The 19,479-nt window shown below is 35.0% G+C and carries 19 protein-coding genes and 1 pseudogene; 14 read left to right on the top strand and 6 right to left on the bottom strand.

Annotated features, from left to right (window positions below):
* Window positions 1-14 precede the first annotated feature (14 nt).
* Both AOY20_RS06260 and rsfS read left to right on the top strand, forming a co-directional pair.
* Window positions 15-794, top strand: a complete 780-nt coding sequence (locus AOY20_RS06260) for a hydroxypyruvate isomerase family protein (protein WP_054581063.1) — start codon at window positions 15-17, stop codon at window positions 792-794.
* A 90-nt stretch (window positions 795-884) separates the two neighbouring features.
* Window positions 885-1,286 carry a ribosome silencing factor gene (gene rsfS, locus AOY20_RS06255; protein ID WP_054581062.1) on the top strand — a complete coding sequence of 134 codons (402 nt, stop codon included), beginning with the start codon at window positions 885-887 and terminating at the stop codon, window positions 1,284-1,286.
* A gap of 69 nt (window positions 1,287-1,355) precedes the next feature.
* On the opposite strand, the gene AOY20_RS06250 is transcribed toward rsfS, so the two are convergent.
* The 4 genes and pseudogenes from AOY20_RS06250 to AOY20_RS06235 form a co-directional block, all read right to left on the bottom strand.
* Window positions 1,356-2,045, bottom strand: coding sequence for an XAC2610-related protein (locus AOY20_RS06250; protein WP_054581061.1), 690 nt, complete (start codon window positions 2,043-2,045; stop codon window positions 1,356-1,358).
* Window positions 2,046-2,137: 92 nt separating this feature from the next.
* Window positions 2,138-3,591: pseudogene (locus AOY20_RS06245) on the bottom strand (NAD(P)(+) transhydrogenase (Re/Si-specific) subunit beta).
* A gap of 3 nt (window positions 3,592-3,594) precedes the next feature.
* Complete coding sequence (locus AOY20_RS06240; RefSeq protein WP_054581060.1) at window positions 3,595-3,915, bottom strand: proton-translocating transhydrogenase family protein; 321 nt, start codon at window positions 3,913-3,915, stop codon at window positions 3,595-3,597.
* An 11-nt stretch (window positions 3,916-3,926) separates the two neighbouring features.
* Window positions 3,927-5,054 (bottom strand): Re/Si-specific NAD(P)(+) transhydrogenase subunit alpha, encoded by a 1,128-nt coding sequence (locus AOY20_RS06235; RefSeq protein ID WP_054581059.1) that lies wholly within the window; start codon window positions 5,052-5,054, stop codon window positions 3,927-3,929.
* Between the two features lie 833 nt (window positions 5,055-5,887).
* Here AOY20_RS06235 and AOY20_RS06230 point away from each other — a divergent pair.
* The 5 genes from AOY20_RS06230 (at window position 5,888) to AOY20_RS06210 (ending at window position 11,217) form a co-directional block, all read left to right on the top strand.
* Window positions 5,888-6,811: a DMT family transporter gene (locus tag AOY20_RS06230; RefSeq protein WP_054581058.1), complete on the top strand. Its 924-nt coding sequence runs from the start codon at window positions 5,888-5,890 to the stop codon at window positions 6,809-6,811.
* A gap of 197 nt (window positions 6,812-7,008) precedes the next feature.
* Window positions 7,009-8,196 (top strand): MFS transporter, encoded by a 1,188-nt coding sequence (locus AOY20_RS06225; RefSeq protein WP_054581057.1) that lies wholly within the window; start codon window positions 7,009-7,011, stop codon window positions 8,194-8,196.
* 191 nt (window positions 8,197-8,387) lie between these two features.
* Window positions 8,388-9,392, top strand: coding sequence for a tRNA dihydrouridine(20/20a) synthase DusA (gene dusA, locus AOY20_RS06220; protein WP_054581056.1), 1,005 nt, complete (start codon window positions 8,388-8,390; stop codon window positions 9,390-9,392).
* 212 nt (window positions 9,393-9,604) lie between these two features.
* Window positions 9,605-10,276, top strand: coding sequence for a lysophospholipid acyltransferase family protein (locus AOY20_RS06215; protein ID WP_054581055.1), 672 nt, complete (start codon window positions 9,605-9,607; stop codon window positions 10,274-10,276).
* 26 nt (window positions 10,277-10,302) lie between these two features.
* Window positions 10,303-11,217, top strand: a complete 915-nt coding sequence (locus AOY20_RS06210) for a phosphatidate cytidylyltransferase (RefSeq protein ID WP_054582551.1) — start codon at window positions 10,303-10,305, stop codon at window positions 11,215-11,217.
* A 72-nt stretch (window positions 11,218-11,289) separates the two neighbouring features.
* Here AOY20_RS06210 and coaBC read toward each other — a convergent pair whose 3' ends face one another.
* Window positions 11,290-12,564 (bottom strand): bifunctional phosphopantothenoylcysteine decarboxylase/phosphopantothenate--cysteine ligase CoaBC, encoded by a 1,275-nt coding sequence (gene coaBC / locus AOY20_RS06205; protein ID WP_054581054.1) that lies wholly within the window; start codon window positions 12,562-12,564, stop codon window positions 11,290-11,292.
* A 111-nt stretch (window positions 12,565-12,675) separates the two neighbouring features.
* Between coaBC and radC the strand changes: the two genes are divergently transcribed.
* From radC to AOY20_RS06190, 3 genes are all read left to right on the top strand, one after another.
* Complete coding sequence (gene radC, locus AOY20_RS06200) at window positions 12,676-13,371, top strand: RadC family protein (RefSeq protein WP_054581053.1); 696 nt, start codon at window positions 12,676-12,678, stop codon at window positions 13,369-13,371.
* A gap of 71 nt (window positions 13,372-13,442) precedes the next feature.
* Window positions 13,443-14,354, top strand: coding sequence for a bestrophin family protein (locus AOY20_RS06195; protein WP_054581052.1), 912 nt, complete (start codon window positions 13,443-13,445; stop codon window positions 14,352-14,354).
* A gap of 194 nt (window positions 14,355-14,548) precedes the next feature.
* Window positions 14,549-15,124, top strand: a complete 576-nt coding sequence (locus AOY20_RS06190) for a LysE family translocator (protein ID WP_054581051.1) — start codon at window positions 14,549-14,551, stop codon at window positions 15,122-15,124.
* A 32-nt stretch (window positions 15,125-15,156) separates the two neighbouring features.
* On the opposite strand, the gene AOY20_RS06185 is transcribed toward AOY20_RS06190, so the two are convergent.
* Complete coding sequence (locus AOY20_RS06185; RefSeq protein ID WP_054581050.1) at window positions 15,157-16,011, bottom strand: PHP domain-containing protein; 855 nt, start codon at window positions 16,009-16,011, stop codon at window positions 15,157-15,159.
* A 45-nt stretch (window positions 16,012-16,056) separates the two neighbouring features.
* On the opposite strand from AOY20_RS06185, the gene AOY20_RS06180 reads away from it, so the two are divergent.
* The 4 genes from AOY20_RS06180 to mnmC are packed head-to-tail and all read left to right on the top strand — an operon-like array spanning window position 16,057 to window position 19,460.
* On the top strand, window positions 16,057-16,671 hold the full coding sequence (locus AOY20_RS06180; RefSeq protein WP_054581049.1) for an inner membrane-spanning protein YciB: 615 nt from the start codon (window positions 16,057-16,059) through the stop codon (window positions 16,669-16,671).
* Window positions 16,672-16,706: 35 nt separating this feature from the next.
* Window positions 16,707-17,009, top strand: coding sequence for a YciI family protein (locus tag AOY20_RS06175; protein ID WP_054581048.1), 303 nt, complete (start codon window positions 16,707-16,709; stop codon window positions 17,007-17,009).
* Between the two features lie 5 nt (window positions 17,010-17,014).
* Window positions 17,015-17,521 carry an SH3 domain-containing protein gene (locus AOY20_RS06170; protein ID WP_054581047.1) on the top strand — a complete coding sequence of 169 codons (507 nt, stop codon included), beginning with the start codon at window positions 17,015-17,017 and terminating at the stop codon, window positions 17,519-17,521.
* 37 nt (window positions 17,522-17,558) lie between these two features.
* Window positions 17,559-19,460, top strand: coding sequence for a bifunctional tRNA (5-methylaminomethyl-2-thiouridine)(34)-methyltransferase MnmC2/FAD-dependent 5-carboxymethylaminomethyl-2-thiouridine(34) oxidoreductase MnmC1 (gene mnmC, locus AOY20_RS06165; protein WP_054581046.1), 1,902 nt, complete (start codon window positions 17,559-17,561; stop codon window positions 19,458-19,460).
* Window positions 19,461-19,479 lie beyond the last annotated feature (19 nt).

The following is a 19,479-nucleotide window of genomic DNA, read 5'->3' as shown; positions in this document are numbered from 1 at the left end:
CATAAGGACGTGATATGAACCACTTAGCCGTGAATATTTCAATGATTTTTACTGAAGTCCCGCTCATTGAGCGTTTTGCTTTAGCAAAAAAACATGGCTTTCGACATGTAGAAATTCAATTTCCTTATGTGCTTTCCATTTCAGATATACAAAAACAATTAGATGAAAATGAACTTAGCTTATGTTTAATTAATGTTCCTACTGGAGACTTAATGCAAGGAGGATGTGGTCTTGCAAGTATTCTAGAAAAAGCAACCGAATTTCGTCTAGCACTCGAACAAGCGATTGATTATGCTAAAGCGCTGCAAGTTCCTAGTGTTAATATTTTGGCAGGTAAACAGCCAACACATCTTGAATATTCAACTTGTTTTGAAACCTTAGTTAAAAATTTAAGATTAGCCAGTGTAATGTTGAGCGAGCATGATATTCAGCCTGTATTTGAAATGATTAATGGCAAAGATATGCCCAATTTTCTCATCCAAACAATTGAGCAAGCACATCAAGTATTAAATGCCGTACAACACCCTGCTTTAAAAATGCAATTCGATTGTTATCATATGCAAATGATGGATGAAAATATTCTACAAGCTCTACACAAAAATATACACCAAATTGGACATATTCAATTTGCAGATTGTATTGGTCGTCATGAACCTGATACTGGCTCCATCCCTTTCGCAGAGATCTTCTCATGGTTAAAACAAAGTTCATATACTGGCTTTATCGCAGCCGAATATAAACCATCAGAACATTCAGAAAATTCTTTTGTATGGAAAAGTAAATATTTTCCATAATTATTAAATTGCTTTTTATTTGCTCGATTGAAATTTAGCGATAAATAAGCTATATTAGAACATGAAAATAGTCCGGAATTTAAACCTTTTATGAATTTAGAACCATCGCCCAGCGCTTCTAATTCTCACGATCTCGCAATGAACTCACAAAACACTGCTGTACAAGATTGTCTTAAAGTTGTACATGAAGCTCTTTTAGATGTAAAAGCTAAAGAAATTGTTGAACTTGATGTAAGCAAAATTAGCAACGTTGCTGATGCAATTGTGATCGCTAGTGGTACATCAACTCGTCATATTAAGTCTCTTGCTAACAATGTTGCCGAAGAAGCACGTAAAGCAGGCTTTCGCCCAATTGGTGTTGAAGGTGAACGTGATGCTGAATGGATCCTTATCGATTTAGGTTATGTTGTTGTACACGTTATGCTTCCAACAGCACGTAAATTCTATGATTTAGAAAGCTTATGGCGTACAACTCCTGAGTCTGTAGCATAATTTTCTTTATTCTAAAAAAGCGGCCTTATTAGGTCGCTTTTTTATATCTATGATATTCGTAATCTAATCTTAATTTTCATAATATTCATCAATTGGATAATAATTAATGGTTTCGTTCCATTTCCCATTAATTAAATTACGTTCTGTGACCTCTACTCTATCTCCACCAACAGCGTGAGTTGCGTCTTCAATAAACTCTTTAACTAGAACTAATCCTTTTTTAGGAACAACTTGATATTCTTCTGTAACATGAAAGCAACAACCACTTTTATTGAATGTAATTATTCTTTTTTGCTCATGATTTGTATAAAACATACCTAAATTTAAATAAGTTAAATCAGATAACTCTTCACTCAATACAAAATTTTTCTTATTTTTATGATACACATAAACATCATATGTCGGTCCACCATATGATCCCATATTTCCATTTCGTATAGCTAAATCTATACTTCCATCAAAATTAAAATCATCAAAAATTAAAGGACTTTGCTCATTATATAGCTGTATCACATTGACTGATGGTTGCTGATTTTCATTGAGATAAAAATAAAGATCTTCTGACTCAAAATTTTGAATTAATTTTTTATTTTCTTTGCTATATAACTTAACTTTCCCAAGCCCTGAACAAGTATCTTCCTCACATTCAACCTCAATGATTGCTGTATACAAATCAGAACCTTGCTGAATTTCAAAGATTTGAGCATATAAACTATTTGAAAACAAACAGATAAAAATGACTATTAGCCAAGAATTCATTACTTAATAATCCTATTTTTTACTATCGTTATTAAAAATAATGATCTCATAAAAAAAACCGCCAAAGTGGCGGTTTTTTTATAAATGAAAATTTAGTGACCTGTACCATTAATGGCTTTTGTCATATCTTCCACGACTTTCTTCGCATCACCAAATACCATCATGGTTTTATCGTTATAGAACAAGTCATTATCTAAACCTGCATAACCAGTTGCCATAGAACGCTTAATCACCATAATCGTACGCGCTTTATGTGCTTCTAAAATTGGCATTCCATAAATTGGCGAACTCGGATCATCTTTTGCTGCTGGGTTAACCACATCATTTGCACCAATAACCAATACAACATCTGTAGCTGGGAAATCAGAGTTAATTTCATCCATCTCCAAAATATCTTCGTATGGTACATCCGCTTCAGCAAGTAAAACGTTCATATGTCCTGGCATACGACCTGCTACAGGGTGAATCGCAAAACGAACAGTAACACCTTGTTCTTTTAATAAATTTGCCAATTCTTTTACTGCGTTTTGCGCACGACCTTGTGCCATACCATAACCAGGTACAATCACCACACTATCTGCATTTGACATAAGGAATCCTGCATCATCTGCCGAACCTGAACGATAGTTACGCTGAACTTGTTCACCTGTATTAGCCGTTGCAGCAACAGCCCCACCCATTGCACCACCAAATAAGACATTGATGATTGAACGGTTCATTGCTTTACACATAATGTAAGACAGAATTGCTCCTGAAGATCCAACCAATGAACCTGCAACAATGAGCATATTATTTTCAAGTGTAAAACCAATACCCGCAGCAGCCCAACCTGAGAATGAGTTCAAAAGTGATACCACAACAGGCATATCCCCCCGCCGACTGGTGCAATCCAAACCCAACCAAAAGCAAGAGCAAGGACTGTCATCAACCAAAATGATGTCATATCACCTGTTAGGAAGAAACTTATACCAAAGCCAAGCATGGCAATAAAAATAACTGCTTGTACAGGTTTTACCCAAGCACCTGAAATGGTTTTTGCCCATTTTTTTGCAGCCAATTTCCCATAAGCAAAAACAGATGCTGTAAAGGTAATTGCCCCTACAAAACACCCCACAAAGAGTTCAAATAAATGCACTTTACTCATATGCACATGAGAAACACCAGCTGCTGTTAATGCTGATTCATTCTGTACAAATAAAGCGCTTAATTGGTTGTTATGTAAAATTGCAGCAATGGCAATAAGCACAGCAGCTAAGCCGACTAAAGAATGCATTAATGCAACAGTTTCAGGCATCTGCGTCATTGGAACTGTACGTGCACGAGCAATCCCCACAATTGCACCTAACACCATTGCACCAACAATCATCCAAACCACAGGATGATCTGCTACAAAAAATGTCGTAATAACAGCAATCGTCATAGCAATCATGCCATAACGATTCCCTGCAATTGCTGTTTTTGGTCCAGATAAACCACGTAAAGTTAAAATAAAAAGAATAGCGCCAATTAAATAGAACCAGTTTGCATATTCACGAATGAAATCCATTGTTTAACCCTCTTTTTTCTTTTGCTTTGGTTTAAACATTTCAAGCATTCGAGCCGTTACAGCAAAACCACCAAAAATATTAATACTTGCAAGAAATACAGCTATAGCACCCAATACGCTAACAATGTTAATGCTTTGGAATTGCACACTCGCATCAATAACACCTGGAATTCCTACGGTTTGAATCATTGCACCCACAATAATAATTGAAGATAAAGCATTCGTAACTGCCATCAATGGCGTATGCAATGCAGGTGTTACACCCCAAACAACGTAATAACCTACAAAAATTGCTAAGACAAAAATTGTGATTGTTTCAACCATGTCCGTTCTCCTTAACCACGTTTAAGCAGTACTTGACCGCCATAAGTGAGCAGTAATGCTTTTTGAATATCATCATCCTGATTAATTAAAATGTTCTTTTCCGAATCAAATAAAGTTTCGACAAAATTAAAAACATTTCGGGCATATAAAGCAGACGCTTCTGTTGCAACAGTAGATGGAATATTTGGAATACCTAGAATTTTTACGCCATTATCCGTAACGACAGTTTCACCACATTTTGAACATGCAACATTTCCACCTGTTTCAACAGCCATATCTAAAATGACTGAACCAGGTTTCATTTTTGCAATTGTTTCTGCTTGAATTAAACGCGGTGCATCACGACCAGGTAGAAGTGCAGTTGTAATCACAATATCTGCATTTGAAACAGCTTTATCAACAATTGCTGTCTGATCTTTTATATATTGTTCGCCTGGCATCCATCCATAGCCATTTTTAGCAGCATCGGCAGCACGTTGTTTTTCTTCTTCAGACATTGGAATATCAAGCCATTTGCCACCCAAAGACTCAACTTGATCTTTTGCAGTTGGACGTAAATCTGTTGCTTCAACCACAGCACCTAAACGTTTGGCTGTTGCTATTGCTTGTAAACCTGCAACACCAACCCCCATAACCACAACACGTGCTGGTTTAACCGTTCCAGCAGCTGTCATTAACATAGGGAACATACGCTGATATTCATTTGCGGCTAATAACACAGATTTATAACCTGCTAAATTGGCTTGAGATGATAGAACATCCATATTTTGTGCACGAGATAATGTTCGAGGTAAAAGCTCTAATGCAAATGAGGTAATGTTTTGCTTTGCAAAACTCTCCAACTCTGTATTGCGATAAGGATCAAACATTGCAACAACAGTCGTGTTGGCTGTGATTTTTTGAATTTCACTACCCTGCGGTGCACGGACTTTTAAAATTAATTGACTACCAATATAAGCATCATCAACAATTTTTGCGCCGACTTGTTCATATGCACTATCAATATATGCAGCATTAATGCCCGCATGATGCTCAACCACCACATCATGTCCTGCACTAATTAACTTTTTTACTGTTTCTGGCGTAGCCGCCACTCGATTTTCACCGGTCACAGTTTCTGCTGGAATTCCTATTCGCATGAGCATCCCTCAAGCCATGTTTTTTTGATTAACACTGCAAAATGCAGCATTACCTTTAGATCTAAATTTCTATTATTTTTGGATTCTAATGAAAATTTTTCTAATTACTACCTACTATTTATTTAATAAATACCTACTTATTAGACTGACCATTCATAAAAATAATAATAAGATATAAAAATACTTAATTAGATTTTATATAAATTTTATTTATAATTAGTATTCTTTTTAGTCAACTTCTGTTTTTTATACTAATCTAATTTTCCAATTTCCTGATTGACCTAATTGACGCTATTTCAATCAACCTTTCCAAAGTTCATTTTTATTATAAGACTTGATCTATCTAATATTTCACCGTAGCACTACATCCCAATAACTCCAATTGACCTTATTGACAAAAATACGCAAGAATTAAATACAATATCAATCAAATATTTCATCATCTATATAAATAAGAATATAAGCTTTTTATTAATAAAGGCTTTTATTAAGCTCATTTTGAAATTTTTAGTTATTAGCAAATCGTCTTAAATGCGGATTAATTTTTTTAAAATTATTTTATTCATCATTTTGGTGCGTGATGTATTCATAATAATGCACCATACATGTGCATATTGATTTGAGTTCTTATATTCCAATTAGTTCAATTATTTATTCATTTATTTAAATATTATTTAATACCTTTTTATATTTATACTATATGCACTTTCATCTAACCCTTTTCTCTCTTTATTTTTATGTGTTGCTATAAAAATAGGTTAGATGGATGCTTTATTTTTCATTCAAATTATCTAAAAATTTACCTAAAACCAACTTCAAACGTAATTGCTCATATGACCTTAGCACTCACTAAAACTCAAATAGGTTCTATATTTGCAATACTTGCCGCTTTTTTATTTAGCACAAAATCTATTCTCATAAAACAAGCATATGCTGAATCTGCTTTAGTCGATGGCACACTATTAATGATGCTTCGAATGAGTAGTGCCTTACCCTTTTTTCTTGTGCTTTGTTGGCTCAATCGACATCGGAATAAAAACATTTCAATCAAGGATTGGACCTTATTACTTTTGGCTGGTTTACTTGGCTATTATTTTTCAAGTTGGCTTGATTTTGTAGGCCTTATGTATATTAGTGCCTCATTAGAGCGCATTATTTTATTTTTATATCCAACATTAACTGTTATTGCATCTAGCTTTATTTTTAAACAAAAGCTTAATTTTAAAAGTATATTTGCGATCGTCTTAAGTTATGGTGGCACTGTATTAGTCATGCTACAAGAACAAAGCAATGTACCTCATGAAAGTAATTTTTGGTTAGGTAGTAGTCTCGTATTTGCTAGTGCTGTATGTTTTGCTTGTTATTTATTATTGACACCTAAATTAATTCAAAAATTTGGTAGTTGGAATTTTACAGGTCTTGCTTTAAGTATCGCCTGTATCGGGACAATTTTACATTACCTGATTGAAACACCCCATCCAATTCAATTATTAACAGAACTTCCGACAAATATTATTTGGTATGGTATTGCACTCGGTTTTTTAGTGACCGTATTACCTACGGTTCTTATGGCTCAAAGTATTGCTCGAATTGGTGCAGCTCAGTCAGCTATGATTGCATCAGTTGGTCCTGTTTTAACCCTAATCTTAGCGACAATATTTTTAGGAGAAAGCTTAAACTTAATTCAATGGTTTGGCTGTGCTTTAAATATTATTGGTGTATTAATGATTACACTTGCGAAGAAAAAGCTGACTTAATATATTTTGATACACCGACCTAAATAGATAAATTGAAAAGAGATTTTTTAATACAATTCTTCATCATTAATTTAATAAAAGTGTGAAATAATACTCAATATTTCCCATATATTTAATTTCTATAGCACACTGAATAGCTATTTCATAAGATTATTCAAATTGAAGTCACTGCTTATTGCTAAGATTAAGGATAGATTATGCAAATTAAAAATGATATCAGTGAAAATAAACCCTTACTTTGGCTTATGGCAATTGCCTGCGGTTTATGCGCAGGTGCCAACTATTATAGCCAACCTTTAATTAACTCTATTCATGAATCTTTTTTGATTCCAGAATCTCAAGTTGCTTTAACTGTTACTTTTGCTCAAGTTTCATATGCGTTAGGACTACTTTTTATTGTTCCTATTGGTGATATTGTAAATAAAACAAAATTTATTCCATTGTTGATGGTTCTTGCATCTATAGGGCTTTTTATATGTGCATTTTCTATTAATTTACCCATGCTATGGGTTGGAACAATCATGGCAGGACTTTTTTCTGTCGCAGCACAAGTACTCATTCCTTTTGCAACAATGAGTGTTTCACCTAATAAATTGGGTGAAGTTGTAGGCTTATTAATGAGTGGCTTACTTGTTGGTATTTTACTATCAACCAGTTTAGCCGGAGTACTTTCCAACCTATTTCATTGGAAACTTATCTATTTTTTAAGCGCGATTCTCATGCTTATTATTGCAATTGCATTACGCAGTCGCCTACCGTATATCCCAATTCATAAAATTAGCTATAGTCATATTTTTAAATCTATGGGCGTATTGCTCAAAGAAGAAAAGCGTTTAGTTTTTAGATCATTAATCGGTGGTTTTTCATTTGCTGCAATGAGTATTTTATTTTCAACCATTGCTGTACTTTTAGGTTCAACATTTAATTTGCCCGACTTTATTGTCGGCATTGTGACCTTGGTTGGTGTTTTCGGTGCTTTATCTACAAAAACTGTCGGTAAATTTGCCGACCGTGGTTATACCCAACTCATCACTTGGCTTGGAATTACAATTTTAGGGTTAAGCTGGATCTTCTTATATTACGGTCAATATTCATTAATCAGTTATATCATTGGCTTTGGGATAATCAATCTAGGTTTAGCTATCGTTCATAGCAGTAATCAAAATATTATTTTTCGTTTACGAGTAGATGCCAAATCACGTATTAATTCCATTTATATGACATCTTATTTTATTGGTGGTGCAACAGGCTCAGCCATTGGGGTGTATGCATGGCATCATGGTGGATGGAATATGAGTTGTCTTGCAGGTTTAAGCTTAGTCGGCTTTTCTGCTATTTTTGCCTTTATTGATCAACTCTATTCTCAAAAAACACTAAAATTATAAGTAATTTTAATAAAAAATTACTTATGACAATCTATGAATGAGAATTTTATGGGTCTTTATCAATGAATGGAACATGGTTAAATATTTGATTTATCAATCTTCACCAAATAGCATTCAAGATATCAACTCGATTTTTTTTATAAAATCCGTATAATCCTCGCTCTTGTTGTAATCTCTTCAGGATTAAATATATGTCTATCCAATCACTTCAGCCACGCATTTCTGTCGCACCCATGATGGATTGGACCACCAAAGATTACCGTTTTTTTGCACGTTTATTTAATCCAAATATCATTTTATATACTGAAATGGTTACAACTGGCGCTATTCTTTTTGGCGATGCAAAACGCCATTTAGACTTCAATAAAGAAGAACATCCTCTGGTTTTACAACTAGGTGGTTCAAATCCTCAAGACTTAGCGACTTGTACCAAAATGGCACAAGATTGGGGATATGATGAAGTCAATTTAAATGTTGGTTGCCCAAGTGACCGCGTACAAAATAATAAAATTGGTGCTTGCCTTATGGCAGAACCGAATTTAGTCGCTGAATGTATTGCTGAAATGCAAAATGCAGTTGATATTCCTGTAACTGTAAAACATCGTATTGGTATTGATCACATGCAGTCATATGAAGAAATGCTGCATTTTGTAGATACCATTGCAAAAACAGGATGTAATAACTTTATTGTTCACGCTCGTATTGCATTACTTCAAGGCTTATCACCTAAAGAAAATCGTGAAGTTCCACCTTTACGTTATGAAGATGTTTATCGTTTAAAGCAAGATCGTCCAAATTTACTGATTGAAATAAATGGCGGCATTAAAACCTTTGCTGAAACTGAAGCACATTTAAAGCATATTGATGGTGTCATGATTGGTCGTGAGGCTTACCATAATCCATATTTACTTGCTGAGCTTGGACAGTTATGGAATTTAGAAGCGCCTAATCGTTTTGATATTATGGATCAAATGCTGCCATATATTGCAAAACGTATGGAAGAAGGTGCTCCTCTTTCTATTATTACGCGTCATATTTTAGGCTTATTCCAAAACCTTCCTGGTGCACGTAAATGGCGTCAAGCACTTAGTGGTGGTAATGCAAAAACATTTGCAGATGTTGAAAATGCAATTAAAAATATTAAAGATGCAATGCAACGTACTGAAGAATATATTCAAAATCAACAAACACAATAATGAAATAAAATGGCTAATCTAAATAAATAGATTGGCCATTTTTCTATTATTTTTATAATTATTTATTTTAAAATTTCACATTAAACCTATAAAATTCAAGCAATATTTATAAAGTATAATAACCTGATTAATGTATGCTAAGATTGATACATAACAATATTTTTATGCCTAAAAATTCAAAATCATATTTATTATGAATAGCGCTATATATTATGAATAAAACATCACAATCATCTATAAATCATGTTAAAAGTCGTCCTATTGCGCGTGGTATTTCCTTTCTTATTCGACATAGTGCTCAACTATTAACGGGTGCGCGTAGCTTATGGGTTGGTTGTGAGCCACAACAAATTCAACGTATTTATTATGCAAATCATAATAGCCATATCGATTTTATTTTACTTTGGGCATCATTACCTAAACCACTACGACTACAAACTCGTCCTGTTGCTGCATCTGATTATTGGCTTAAAGATGGATTTCGTCGCTTTTTAATTCAAGATACTTTTACTGGGATTGTCATTCAACGACAAGGCAATAAAACTATAGATCCTCTCGCCACAATTGCCGAAGCACTGACCCAAGGTGATTCAATTATTCTCTTTCCTGAAGGAACACGAAATTTAAGTGATGATACGGAATTATTAGATTTTAAAAGCGGTTTATATCATTTAGCACAGCAATTTCCTCAAGTTGAAATTGTTCCTGTTTGGATTTCTAATCTTAAACGCGTCATGCCTAAAGGGGCTTTTATTCCCCTCCCCCTATTATCTACCGTTATTTTTGGTTCACCTTTACAGACATATGCGCATATGCAAAAAGCTGAGTTTTTAGAATATGCTCGCCAACAACTCATTGCATTAAAAGAACAAGAGGTACAATAATCGTGGCTCAATTTTCAGCAACGTATATGCTATTTGGTGTTTTTACACTTATTTTAATGATTGCATCGAGTATTGGTTTTATTTTAAAACGCAAGGCAGGTACAAAGCCTGCTCCAGTCATTGATAATTTAATTGCCCGTATTAATGCTTGGTGGGTCATGGTGATTATCTTAGCGGTAGCAATTACGCTAGGAACAACAGCATTTATTGTCCTTTTTGCAATTATTTCATTTTTTGCATTACGTGAATTTATTAGTTTATTACCCACACGACGTGGAGACTATTTTCCGCTACTGATCGCTTTTTATTTTGTCATTCCTTATCAATATTTTTTAATCTATTCTAATTGGTACGGTCTATATTCAATTTTTATCCCACTCTATGTTTTTTTACTTATTCCAATTGCCAGTTTAAAAGCAGAAGATACCACGCATTTTTTAGAGCGCAGCTCCAAAATTCAATGGGGATTAATGATTAGTGTTTTCTGTATTTCACATGTGCCTGCCCTACTTAACCTGAAAGTAACAGGCTTTAGTGGTGAGAAAATTTGGCTCGCTATTTGGCTCATTATGGTTGTTCAGGTTTCTGATGTTCTACAGTATGTTTGTGGAAAACTTTTTGGTAAGCATAAAGTTGCTCCAATGCTATCCCCATCAAAAACAGTAGAGGGACTATTGGGTGGAATTTTTTTAGCCGTTGCTCTAGGCGTAGCAATGTCATGGCTCACTCCTTTTAATTATTGGCAAGCAACATTAATTGGCTTTATTGTCTGCATTTTTGGTTTCTTTGGTGGACTTGTTATGTCTGCAATTAAGCGAGACCGAGGTGTAAAAGATTGGGGAAATCTAATTCAAGGTCATGGTGGTATGTTAGATCGTATTGATTCTATTTGCTTTTCTGCTCCAATCTTCTTCCATATTATCCGTTTTTATTGGGGATGAGAAAATCACTTCCAAATCAGAAAAAATGCAGCCTAAGCTGCATTTTTTTCAAATCAAAATCATCAAGAAAATTTACAATTCATCTTTTTTCAATGAATTAAAATGTAATGCATCATGAATTGCTTCAACAAGTTGTTGAGAAATTTCTTGTTTTGATGCTTTTTCCAAATCACGTTTATCTAGTTGATATTGATCTGCGAAGAAAACAGTCATAGCATTTTGATCTGATGCAAAACCAATATCTGCACGTGAAACATCATTACATGCAATCATATCTAGTTTTTTAGCAACCAATTTGCCTGCCGCATACTCTTCAACCTGACGTGTTTCAGCAGCAAACCCCACCATAAATGGCCGTTTTTCTTGCTGTGCAATCGTTGCCACAATATCTGGATTTTTCACCAAATTTACAGCAAGCTCATCACCTGATTTTTTAATTTTATGCTCAGCAACTTCCGCAACTCGATAATCTGCCACAGCAGCTGTTGCAATAAAAATATCGCATCCTTCTTGTAACTGCGCCAAACTTTGATCTAGCATTTGTAATGCTGACTGTACATTTACACGGCGTACGCCATTTGGTGTATCTAAACTCACAGGACCTGCTATGAGCGTTACTTTTGCACCTGCCGCATAACATGCAGCGGCTAAGGCAAAGCCCATTTTTCCTGTACTATGGTTTGAAATATAGCGTACAGGATCAATTGCTTCTCTTGTTGGACCCGCAGTAATCGCTACGCGTTTACCTGCCAGCAAACCAAATTTTTCAGCAATAGCACGTTGTGCTTGATGGAAATATGCTTTGACTTGATACGCAATTGCTTCAGGCTCAGGCATACGACCTAAACCAACATCACCACATGCTTGTGAACCTGAATCAGGCATAATGACATGTACGCCATCATCTACCAATGTCGCCAAATTACGCTGTGTTGCTTTTGCCGCCCACATCTGCTGATTCATAGCAGGCACCACCCAAACAGGTGCTTTTGTTGCTAAATATAATGTAGATAACAAATCATCTGCTAACCCTGTTGCAAATTTTGCTAAGGTGTCACATGTTGCAGGTGCAACCAATAAAAGATCGGCCCATCGTGCTAATTCAATATGCCCCATTCCTGCTTCAGCTTCAGGATTAAGTAATTCAGTATGTACTGGATTTCCCGAAAGTGCTTGAAAGGTTAAAGGCGTAATAAATGCCAATGCACCTTGAGTCATAACAACACGAATATTAAATCCTGCATCTTTTAAACGACGTACCAGAATTGCACTTTTATAAGCAGCAATACCACCTGTTACAGCCAACACAATATTTTTATTAGGAATTACACTTAAATCAAAACTCACAAACAGGCTACCTTTCTGTTGCAGTGGCGCTCACAATATCATTAAATAAAATCTTTCCCAAGACTTGTACTTGGAATTAATCTTTTCATCATAATAAAAAGTATAAAAAACATGATCATTTCTATAAAAAACTGGCCTGAAAATGAAAGACCGCGTGAACGTCTTCTACAATTTGGTGCTTCTAACTTATCCGATGCTGAATTGATTGCCATTTTTCTGCGTTCAGGCTCACAACAACATTCAGCTGTTGAACTGGCTCGTATATTGATTCAACATTTTGGACAGCTCATGACGTTACTTGATGCCCCATATGAAGATTTTAAAAAATTTCACGGTATTGGACCTACAAAATATGCCCAAATTATGGCAGTTAAAGAATTAGGAAAACGTTATATCTCTGAACATTTAAAACAAGAAAAACTAGAACTATCCAATTCAACATTACTTTTAGATTATTTAAAATTTGAATTACTTGGAGAAACGCATGAAACTTTTGCTGTACTTTGCTTAGATGCAAATTTAAGAAAATTGCATTTTAAAAAGCTATTTTTTGGATCTTTAAATTCCTGTGAAATTTCTATTAATACATTACTTAGATACTGCATTATAGAACAAGCCACTTTTATTGTTATTGCACATAACCATCCTCTAGGTCTACCTATACCATCAACCGCTGATATTGCATTAACAGAAAAAATTCAACAGGCTTGTCAGCTTGTAGATATTGAATTAATTGATCACTGCATCATCACTTCAGAGGGATGTCTTTCATTTGCTGAACAATCTCTCCTAAAAAACAATTTATAAATAAAGTTTAAGGATTGACAAATTCATCACAAGATACGAATATCAGCAAAAAATATAGATGATTCTAATAAATGATTGTTCGCGAACAACCTAGCGTATTTAAAATACTCTTCTCATGGAGTGGAACCATTTTACCCAAAGTGCTTCCACCCCTAGGTTTTGTTGTACTTTTATCTACGGTCGTAGGCGGGCTTGCTCATGCCGGACATTTTAATTTTCCAGAATTACCTTTGGTTGGTTTTACCCTTATTGGGGTTGTTCTTTCTATTTTCTTAGGCTTTAAAAACTCAGCATGTTATGACCGTTGGTGGGAAGCACGTAAACTTTGGGGGATGCTGATTGCCAATGCACGTCATTTTGATCGTGATTGTCGTATGCTCAGTCAAGGGCGACGTGAACGTGTTATTCAACATGTTATTGTCTTTGCCAATGTGCTTCGTGATCGTTTAAGACAGCAAACTGCCAATCCAACCGAACTTATTGCAACAAGTGGTATGAGCCCACAAGCACTTTCTCAACTTTATCAGCAGGTCAATGCGCCACAATATACCTTAAGTTTAATTCAGTGGGAGCTTATGCAAGCACTCAAAGAAGGTGAAATTTCAGATATTATTTATACGCAAATGAATAATCATGTGACTGAACTTAGCCTTGTACAAACAGGTTGTGATCGTATCGCGACAACACCTTTGCCTTTTGCTTATTCAGTTCTGCTCAATCGTACTGTATATTTTTTCTGTTTTATGCTGCCATTTAGCTTAGGGTCTACCTTAGGTTTAGCGACTCCATTATTGGTCGGTATTTTGGCTTATACATTCTTAGGTTTAGATGCACTTAGCTCTGAAATTGAAGAACCTTTTGGTACACAAAGTAATGATCTTCCTTTAGATGCAATGGTTCGTACAATTGAAATTGAATTATTAGGCACACTAGGAAAACAAACCCCGCCACCTATTCAGGCACACAATAATAATTTACTTTAATTCGAGATTAATCACCCTTTAATTTCATATAATATGAGACCTTATGATGATTTTAAAATAATATAAAGAAAGCAAAATTAAATTTTAAATACGCCCTATTTTTAAATTGCTCAATATCTATTTATTTCTTATTATTACTTCCTCTCATAAATAATCTACTCTGATTATTTTTTAAAATCTTTTAAGGAAAAACAATGTTCGCGTTTATTACAGCCGCACTATTGGTTAATTTACCGCTTGCATTTTCTCCTGGCCCTGCCAATATTTTATGTCTTAGTGTTGCTTCAGCAAAAGGTTTTAAAGGCTCTTTAAAATTTATTGCAGGTTTACAAGTTCTTCCATTTTTATATTCTTTAATTATTGCATTTGGTGCTGGTTATTTTCTTACACAGCATGCCTATATTACGCATATTGTAAAAATAGTGGGCAGTATTTATATGCTGTACCTGGCATTTTGTATGCTCAGATCAGACTCAGATATTAAAAAGAAACCTGAAATTAAAAGTAGCTTTAGTTTTGGCGTCATGGCTCAAGCGCTTAATCCTAAAAATATTGCTATTATTTTGACAATTTATTCTTTATTTTCTGTAGAAACCCAAGATTATCATTTTGGAATTGTTTTAGCATTCATCATTACTTTATGTAATTTTTTATCCCATCTATTATGGGCATCTAGTGCACAACTTATTCTTAAAAGTCCTCTTTCAAAGTATCAAGATAAGTTTTTTGGTGCACTACTTGTTCTTGCAACAGCCCTGTTATGGATATAGAAAAATACTTTACAATTTATAAAGTAAATCACTTAATGATTAAATGATTCCCAAATGCCAATTTGACCTTCTTTTAATCTTGGAATATTACCAAGTCGAATCCATGGCATATGATCTCCATGAAAATCGCTCCCCACAGAAACTTTAAGTTCATGTTCCGCAATTTTTCGGTCAATCATTTGTCGTGTTGATGCAGGCTCAATAGCTGGTGGTAACTCAACAGCATCTCCACCATGCTGTGCAAATATTTCAATTAAATAGCGAATATTCGTCGCAGATAAGTCATATTTTGTAGGATGAGCTAAAACTGCAAATCCACCACTTTGATGAATCACATCAATCGTTTCAGCTAAACCCAATCCTTCAAACTTAACATAAGCTTTTTTGCCTTCTTTAATATATTTATCAAATGCTTGTTGAGGGCGACTAACATAACCTTTTTCAACTAAAGTTTTGGCAATATGTGTTCGAGTCACTCTATCTGCTTCACCATCTACTTTAGCAATCACATCGGCATAAATATCTTCATGAATTAATGGAATTAATAAATCACAAATTTGTTTTGATCTAGCAGCTCTCACTTTCTTTTGTTCGATTAAAATACGTTGCAAAGGTTCTGGATTTTTCATGTTTAATGCAACAATATGAACACCATAGGATTTCTTTGTTGCAGGTCTAGACCACTGACTTGAAATCTCTACACCAGAAATAATTTTTATTTGCTGTTTTTCTGCTGCTTTTTCTGCCAAAATCAGTCCATCCATGGTGTCATGGTCGGTTAGAGCTAAGGTATGAATATTTTTTTCAACCGCAGCAAGCACGAGTTGTTCTGGAGACAAAGTTCCATCAGAAATATTACTATGTGTATGTAAATCTATACCTTCCATCACTTATACTATGTCACTTATTTGAGCAGATTTAGATACTTTAACATGAAAGCACTTTTAGACTTTGTGCCACTGATTATTTTCTTTTATTTATATAAAACGGTAGAGCCAAACGATACAAATCATCCATTATTAAAATTAATTGGTTCTGCAGGTGGCGTAGACAATAATAATATTTTGGTTGCGACAACTGGCTTAATTATCTCAATGCTCGTGGTATATGGTGCGTTATATATCATGCAAAAATTCCGTTTAGAAAAACAACAGTGGATTGTACTGTTTATGACGGTAATTTTTGGTGGTATTACACTTATGCTTTCTGATGATTTCTATATCAAACTCAAAGCGGCATTATTAAACTTAGTCTTTGCTGGTGCTTTTATTCTTTCACCTTTATTTAGCAAAGAACGTAAGCCCCTTATTCAGCGTTTATTTGGCCCAATCTTCGACTTAACTGAAAAAGGTTGGCTAAAATTAAACTATGCATGGGCAGCAATGTTCACCTTAATGTCATTTTTACACGTATTTTTCGCTTTTTTATATATGAACGGAAAATATTGGGGAGAATTCACAGCTTTTGGTGACATGATTGTGATGTTTTCCTTTATTATTATTCAGTTCATTGTATTACGAAAATACTTTAAGAATACTGAACAATAGAAATTCCAGCTCACTTCAGCACAGAGAACACGCATATGCCATTATTTGTTGTTAGCTGTACAGATCAGGAAGGCACTGTAGAAAAGCGTCTTGCTATCCGTCCACAGCATCTTGAACGCTTAAATAAACTTGATGAAGAAGGTCGTTTAATTGTCGCTGGCGCAATGCCTAAAGATCCAACTAATCCTCAAGCAGGATTTTATGGTAGCACAATTATTGTAGACTTTGAATCTAGAGAAGCGCTTGATGCATGGTTACAAGAAGAGCCTTTTTTAAAGGAAGGTGTTTACAGTCATATTGACGTAAAACCATTTAACAAAGCATTTCCTAAAGGATAAGGTTCATGCGCACCGTTGTATCTAGTGTATTCAGTTTATTGCTTTTTTGTTCTCCTGCTTGGGCAGTTGAACCTACGACCCCTGCATCTCCTACTGCAGGACAGCAAATACCACCAACAACACCGCCTCCGCCAGCAACGGTGCAAACAATTCCAGCAAATAGACCTGGGGTTATTCCTTCTGCAGCTCACAATACAGCGAATGCTCAAGAACAGAAATTAACAGCCGAACAGCTTGCAAAAACAAAATTTCAACAAGATGCTAAAGTTAAAGCATTGGTAAAAGACCAAGAAAGTCGCTTACAACAGTTAGAAAAAGCAAACTTAGATGCTCTTTCTCAGAACCAAGAACTACAGCTAAAGAATGATAATCTTGCTGTACAGGTCCAAGTTCTACAAAGTGAACGTAGTGCTCAAATGTTCCTTTATGGTGCTGTTACACTTGCTTTAGGTGTTTTGCTTGGCTTTCTAATTGCAAGTTATGTATACGGCAAACGTCGTCGTCAATGGTAATTTTTTATTCTCATTTTCACTAAAAAGGCTTTAAGATTTGTCTCATGCAATTCAAACTGCTGATCTTGATTGGCAAATTGTAGATGGTATTGATATCCCTATTTCTAAACAGTTTGGTGATGTTTATTTTTCTAAAGATAATGGCTTACTTGAAACCCACCATGTGTTTCTAAATGGCAATGATTTATCTGATCGCTTATCAAACCTTAAAGCTTTTGAATACTTTAGTGTTGGTGAAACAGGATTTGGAACAGGTTTAAATATTTTGGCATTGTGGCAACTTTGGCAACAAGTTCGTCCAACCAATCACAGCCATCTGCATGCAATTTCTGTTGAAAAATTTCCACTCAGTAAATCAGATCTTATTCGGGCGCTCAATGTTTGGCCCGAACTAAAACCACTTGCTGATCAACTCATTACTCAATATCCTTTTGCGATTGCAGGATGTCATCGTTTAAACTTTCCTGAAGAACGTTTTTCTTTAGATTTATGGCTAGGCGATGCTCATGATGTTTTTCCTACCATGATAAAAACCCAACAAGTTAATGCATGGTTTCTAGATGGCTTTGCCCCCTCTTGCAACCCAGATATGTGGGAAGAAAATGTTCTAAATCATATTATTCGTTTATCTGGTGTTGGAACAACTTTCGCATCCTTTAGCGTTGCAGGCGTTCTTAAAAGAGGCTTAAAACAACATGGCATTACAATTTCTCGTCCACGTGGTTTTGGTCATAAACGAGAAATGTTAAAGGCTATTTGGAATGCTCCAATACCACCTGAAAATGAACAAAATTTAGAAGATACTCAAAAAAAAACTTCTTTAATTCCTCAAGCCCAATTTAAACAACGTGAAATTGCGATTATTGGCGCTGGAATTGCGGGTTTAAGTTGTGCATGGGCATTTGCTCAACGTGGGCATAAAGTCGTTATTTACGAGAAAACAGCGCCATTATCTGGGGGATCTGGCAATCCTCTAGCATTACTTAATCCAAAACTTTGTCCTATTGAACAAAGTGCCGAACATTTAATGACATTAGCTTGGCAATATGCATTAACTCATTACATAAAATTTACAGCATTTCGCCCACTGCAAATTAATCAAATTGGCTTAAAAAATTCAGATGATTTAATTGAACTTTCAACCCAATACCCATCTCAAGTATTAAAGTATCAAACCGCTGAACAAAGTCATTTAGCAACCCAATTTTCAAGTCTAAAACTACTTAAAGCGGGTGCTGTCTATCCACATCAATTACGTGATGAAATTCTTCAACATCCTAACATTACGCTTGAACAAGCTGAAATTTATCAAATCAAACAAAAAAATCAGGTTCAGGTATTTAAAAATAATCATGAACAAGCAGATATCTTTGATCATGTCATTGTTTGTGCGGCACGTGAAAGTGCTCAATTTTTTGAAAACTTTCCAAGCTTAAAACCAATTCGTGGACAAGTCAGCTGGGTACAGAACACTCAACATCCTCTATCTATTGATCAAGCCTACAGTTATGGTGGTTATTGTATGCAATTAGATCAAGATCATATTATTTTAGGTGCTTCTTTTTATCCAAATAGAGAGGATCATGGGGTACTACCTGAAGACCATGTGCATAACTATGAACTTATCCACAGTGTATTTCCTGAATATGCGGAATCATTAGATACAACTCTAAATTGGCAAGGTCGAGCATCTGTTCGTGCACAAAGTCAGGACTATTTTCCATTGCTTGGCTCACTTAAAGATGATGAAGAGATTTATACATTTGCTGGGCTAGGATCAAAAGGTTTTTTATTTTCGCCACTATGTAGTGAAGTATTAGTCGCTTCAATTTTAGGTGAAGCATGCCCTATTCCTTCATCTTTATTTCAAAAACTCAATGTTCGACGTTTCCAAAAAAAGCAAAAAAACAAAAAACCTTATTTCAAACCAGCATCATAAAACAAGTTGAAATATTTAT

Source organism: Acinetobacter equi (assembly GCF_001307195.1).
GTDB classification, from domain to species: domain Bacteria; phylum Pseudomonadota; class Gammaproteobacteria; order Pseudomonadales; family Moraxellaceae; genus Acinetobacter; species Acinetobacter equi.
This window is presented reverse-complemented; position numbering and strand designations above follow the sequence as displayed.